Annotated in this window: 2 tRNA genes and 3 rRNA genes; all 5 read left to right on the forward strand. The window is 48.5% G+C overall.

The features are described from left to right. Positions 1-363 precede the first annotated feature (363 nt). Positions 364-1,907 (forward strand): 16S ribosomal RNA (locus QCB44_RS10880). A 77-nt stretch (positions 1,908-1,984) separates the two neighbouring features. Further along, positions 1,985-2,061, forward strand: a tRNA-Ile gene (locus QCB44_RS10885). Positions 2,062-2,177: 116 nt separating this feature from the next. Beyond that, positions 2,178-2,253, forward strand: a tRNA-Ala gene (locus QCB44_RS10890). 410 nt (positions 2,254-2,663) lie between these two features. Beyond that, a 23S ribosomal RNA gene (locus QCB44_RS10895) occupies positions 2,664-5,526 on the forward strand. A 176-nt stretch (positions 5,527-5,702) separates the two neighbouring features. Further along, a 5S ribosomal RNA gene (gene rrf, locus QCB44_RS10900) occupies positions 5,703-5,817 on the forward strand. The 16S, 23S and 5S rRNA genes sit together here with 2 tRNA genes alongside, the layout of an rRNA operon. Positions 5,818-5,867: the final 50 nt, after the last annotated feature.

The following is a 5,867-nucleotide window of genomic DNA, read 5'->3' on the forward strand; positions in this document are numbered from 1 at the left end:
AAACGGAAGCGGCGAGTTAAGAAGGGTAGAAGCGGTATTGATTGTGAGTTTGAACGAATTGGTCTGCTGAAAATAATTTGAAAAAATTGTTGACAGTTTGATTGATTGGTCACTATAATACGCGGCTTACCGAGAACGAAAAACAGCTTAGCTGATTGAGTTTTCGAAAGACCTAAGTTCTTTAAAAATCAGGTAATTCAGAGATAATTTATGTGGAAGCTCCTTAAGTGAGTGACCTGATAAAAATCTCGAAATTTATGACAATTATGTAATGGTAATAAGTTTACTTATTTATCATGCTTAACTTGTCAATTCCGAGTGTTTATAGTCTGGGGACAGACATTAAATAAATCTAGCAAGATTAAACTGAAGAGTTTGATCCTGGCTCAGAATGAACGCTGGCGGTAGGCTTAACACATGCAAGTCGAACGGTAACAGAAGAGAGCTTGCTCTCTTGCTGACGAGTGGCGGACGGGTGAGTAACGCGTGGGAATCTACCCTATAGTTGGGGACAACATATGGAAACGTATGCTAATACCGAATATGCTCTACGGAGTAAAGGGGCCCTCTCCTTGGAAGGTCTCGCTATAGGATGAGCCCGCGTAGGATTAGCTAGTTGGTGAGGTAAAGGCTTACCAAGGCGACGATCCTTAGCTGGTTTGAGAGGATGATCAGCCACACTGGGACTGAGACACGGCCCAGACTCCTACGGGAGGCAGCAGTGGGGAATATTGCACAATGAGCGAAAGCTTGATGCAGCCATACCGCGTGTGTGAAGAAGGCCCGAGGGTTGTAAAGCACTTTCAGTTGGGAGGAAGATAGAGTAGTTAATACCTGCTTTATTTGACGTTACCTTCAGAAGAAGCACCGGCTAACTCTGTGCCAGCAGCCGCGGTAATACAGAGGGTGCAAGCGTTATTCGGAATTACTGGGCGTAAAGCGCGCGTAGGTGGACCAGTAAGTCAGTTGTGAAAGCCCCGGGCTCAACCTGGGAACTGCATCTGATACTGCTGATCTAGAGTCTGATAGAGGGAAGGGGAATTCCAGGTGTAGCAGTGAAATGCGTAGATATCTGGAGGAACATCAGTGGCGAAGGCGCCTTCCTGGATCAAGACTGACGCTGAGGTGCGAAAGCGTGGGTAGCGAACGGGATTAGATACCCCGGTAGTCCACGCCGTAAACGATGTCAACTAGTTGTTGGCCTTATTAAAAAGGTTAGTAACGTAGCTAACGCGTTAAGTTGACCGCCTGGGGAGTACGGTCGCAAGATTAAAACTCAAAGGAATTGACGGGGGCCCGCACAAGCGGTGGAGCATGTGGTTTAATTCGATGCAACGCGAAGAACCTTACCATCCCTTGACATCCTGCGAACTTTCTAGAGATAGATTGGTGCCTTCGGGAACGCAGTGACAGGTGCTGCATGGCTGTCGTCAGCTCGTGTCGTGAGATGTTGGGTTAAGTCCCGCAACGAGCGCAACCCTTATCATTAGTTGCTACCATTTAGTTGAGAACTCTAATGAGACTGCCGGTGATAAACCGGAGGAAGGCGGGGACGACGTCAAGTCATCATGGCCCTTATGGGATGGGCTACACACGTGCTACAATGGGAAGTACAAAGAGCAGCTAGCCGGCGACGGTACGCCAATCTCAAAAAACTTCTCGTAGTCCGGATTGGAGTCTGCAACTCGACTCCATGAAGTCGGAATCGCTAGTAATCGCGAATCAGAATGTCGCGGTGAATACGTTCCCGGGCCTTGTACACACCGCCCGTCACACCATGGGAGTTGGCTGCAAAAGAAGTGGGTAGTCTAACCTTCGGGAGGACGCTCACCACTTTGTGGTCAATGACTGGGGTGAAGTCGTAACAAGGTAGCCGTAGGGGAACCTGCGGCTGGATCACCTCCTTTAAGATATAAAGGTTGCGAGCTTAAGCGAGCTTTCACATAAATTGTCTCTGAATTACCTAAGAAGATGAGAACGACCTGGGTCTGTAGCTCAGTTGGTTAGAGCGCACCCCTGATAAGGGTGAGGTCGGTGGTTCAAATCCACCCAGACCCACCAATTTTGTCCTACTCTGCGTTGAATGTTCATTTGCTTATGTTATAAGCTTCGCAAACATTCGCCTTGATGGGAACAAAATTAACATTATCAGGGGTTGGAAAACTAACCTGCATATCGGGGCTATAGCTCAGCTGGGAGAGCGCCTGCTTTGCACGCAGGAGGTCTGCGGTTCGATCCCGCATAGCTCCACCAATAACAACCGCTAATGTTGTTTTGGTTGATTTAAAAACTTAAATTGACTGAGAAAATATTAGCGGTTCTTATTGTCTGGGGAGTGGATGAATGATAAAATTCCGCTTCTCAGGTTTTGAGAAAAACCGACAAGTTCTTTAACAATTTGGAATAGATCTCTCAAGTTTATAACACCGACATGTTATAAACGATTCAACTCCTTAGCCGGAGTTGAGAAAGAAAAATCTACTGCAATCTGAGTAATCAGATAGCAAATAGTAATAGGTATATATTTTTTGAGGTATCTCAAGCGATATATCATGACAGCGAAGAAACTTAGTTGCGTTGTCGACTTAAAAGGTTCTGATTGGGCTTTGCTCAACACAAAAGGTCAGAACAAATCTTCTTAGAAGGTTGCTTTTGAGTTGTATAGTTAAGTGACTAAGCGTACACGGTGGATGCCTAGGCGGTAGAAGGCGATGAAGGACGTGATAGCCTGCGATAAGCTTCGGTGAGGTGGCAAATAACCTTTGACCCGGAGATTTCCGAATGGGAAAACCCATCCTTTATGGATATCCCCTTGTGGGAGGCTAACCCGGAGAACTGAAACATCTAAGTACCCGGAGGAAAAGAAATCAACCGAGATTCCCCTAGTAGCGGCGAGCGAACGGGGACCAGCCCTTAAGCATTTATAAGAGTAGTAGAACAGTCTGGAAAGTCTGACGATACAGGGTGATAGTCCCGTATACGAAACTCTTTTAAGTGTGAAAACGAGTAGGACGGAACACGTGAAATTCTGTCTGAATATGGGGGGACCACCCTCCAAGGCTAAATACTCTCTACCGACCGATAGTGAACCAGTACCGTGAGGGAAAGGCGAAAAGAACCCCTGAAGGGGAGTGAAATAGAACCTGAAACCGTGTACGTACAAGCAGTGGGAGCCTACTTGTTAGGTGACTGCGTACCTTTTGTATAATGGGTCAGCGACTTACTGTATGTTGCGAGGTTAACCGAATAGGGGAGCCGTAGGGAAACCGAGTCTTAAATGGGCGACTAGTAGCATGCAGTAGACCCGAAACCGGGCGATCTATCCATGGCCAGGTTGAAGGTGCCGTAACAGGTACTGGAGGACCGAACCCACGTATGTTGAAAAATGCGGGGATGAGCTGTGGATCGGAGTGAAAGGCTAATCAAGCTCGGAGATAGCTGGTTCTCCTCGAAAACTATTTAGGTAGTGCCTCATGTCTCACTCTCGGGGGTAGAGCACTGTTATGGTCTAGCGGCCCGTCAAGGGTTAGCAGCCCATTGCAAACTCCGAATACCGAGAAGTGCAATCATGGGAGACAGACTGCGGGTGCTAACGTCCGTAGTCAAGAGGGAAACAACCCAGACCGCCAGCTAAGGTCCCTAAACACTGCTCAGTGGGAAAGGATGTGGGAAGGCTTAGACAGTCAGGAGGTTGGCTTAGAAGCAGCCACCCTTTAAAGAAAGCGTAATAGCTCACTGATCGAGTCGGCCTGCGCCGAAGATTTAACGGGGCTAAGCAGTGTACCGAAGCTGCGGATGCCGTAAGGCATGGTAGAGGAGCGTTCCGTAAGCCTGTGAAGGGGCATTGTAAAGTGTCCTGGAGGTATCGGAAGTGCGAATGCTGACATGAGTAGCGATAAAGGGAGTGAAAAGCTCCCTCGCCGAAAGACCAAGGGTTCCTACGCAACGTTAATCGACGTAGGGTTAGTCGACCCCTAAGGCGAGGCCGAAAGGCGTAGTCGATGGGAAACAGGTTAATATTCCTGTACTTTTTATTACTGCGATGGAGGGACGGAGAAGGCTAAATCATCCAGGCGTTGGTTGTCCTGGTTTAAGGTTGTAGGCAGAACACTTAGGCAAATCCGGGTGTTTAATGCTGAGAACTGATGACGAGTCCTCTTTTGGACGAAGTGATTGATGCCATGCTTCCAAGAAAAGCTTCTAAGCTTCAGGTAATAAAGAATCGTACCCCAAACCAACACAGGTGGTCAGGATGAGAATTCCAAGGCGCTTGAGAGAACTCGGGTGAAGGAACTAGGCAAAATGACACCGTAACTTCGGGAGAAGGTGTGCCCCTGCCGGTGATCGGACTTGCTCCGTAAGCTAGTGGGGGTTGCAGAGACCAGGTGGCTGCAACTGTTTACTAAAAACATAGCACTCTGCAAAATCGAAAGATGACGTATAGGGTGTGACGCCTGCCCGGTGCCGGAAGGTTAATTGATGGGGTTAGCATCTGCGAAGCTCTTGATCGAAGCCCCGGTAAACGGCGGCCGTAACTATAACGGTCCTAAGGTAGCGAAATTCCTTGTCGGGTAAGTTCCGACCTGCACGAATGGCGTAATGATGGCCACACTGTCTCCACCCGAGACTCAGCGAAATTGAAATCGCAGTTAAGATGCTGCGTACCCGCGGCTAGACGGAAAGACCCCGTGAACCTTTACTACAGCTTTGCACTGGACTTTGATACTATCTGTGTAGGATAGGTGGGAGGCTTTGAAGCAGTGACGCCAGTCATTGTGGAGCCGTCCTTGAAATACCACCCTGATATTATTGAGGTTCTAACCTCGGGCAGTGAATCCTGCTCAGGGACAGTGTATGGTGGGTAGTTTGACTGGGGCGGTCTCCTCCCAAAGAGTAACGGAGGAGCGCGAAGGTACCCTCAGCACGGTCGGACATCGTGCAATGAGCGCAAGAGTAAAAGGGTGCTTGACTGCGAGACAGACACGTCGAGCAGGTGCGAAAGCAGGTTCTAGTGATCCGGTGGTTCTGTGTGGAAGGGCCATCGCTCAACGGATAAAAGGTACTCCGGGGATAACAGGCTGATACCGCCCAAGAGTTCATATCGACGGCGGTGTTTGGCACCTCGATGTCGGCTCATCACATCCTGGGGCTGAAGTCGGTCCCAAGGGTATGGCTGTTCGCCATTTAAAGTGGTACGCGAGCTGGGTTTAGAACGTCGTGAGACAGTTCGGTCCCTATCTGCCGTGGGCGTTGGAGAATTGAGAGGGGCTGCTCCTAGTACGAGAGGACCGGAGTGGACGAACCTCTGGTGTTCCGGTTGTTGTGCCAACAGCATTGCCGGGTAGCTATGTTCGGGAGGGATAACCGCTGAAAGCATCTAAGCGGGAAACCTGCCTCAAGATAAGTTCTCCCTAGACTTTAAGTCTTCTGAAGGGCCGTTAGAGACTATGACGTTGATAGGCTGGATGTGGAAGTGCAGTAATGTATGAAGCTAACCAGTACTAATTACCCGTGAGGCTTAACTATACAACTCAAAAGTGACTTCGAGTTGGTTAATAAAACCAACTAAATGATATGTCCTTGAGATTCTCAAAGAATCGATACCGAATTCAGTACGACAGTACACAAACAGATTGAATAGAGAGATCTGTTTCAAACGAACTTTGCACAGTCGCAGAAATGTGGCTGGCAACACCAAATTGCTTGGTGACAATAGCAAGATGGAACCACCTGATCCCATTCCGAACTCAGAAGTGAAACGTCTTAGCGCCGATGGTAGTGTGGGAGGTCCCATGTGAGAGTAGGTCATCGCCAAGCTTATATTCCTAAAACCCGCTCAGCTATCGCTAGCGGGTTTTTTTATGTCT

It is taken from the genome of Thiomicrorhabdus sp. zzn3 (assembly GCF_029767755.1).
Taxonomy (GTDB): Bacteria; Pseudomonadota; Gammaproteobacteria; order Thiomicrospirales; family Thiomicrospiraceae; genus Thiomicrorhabdus.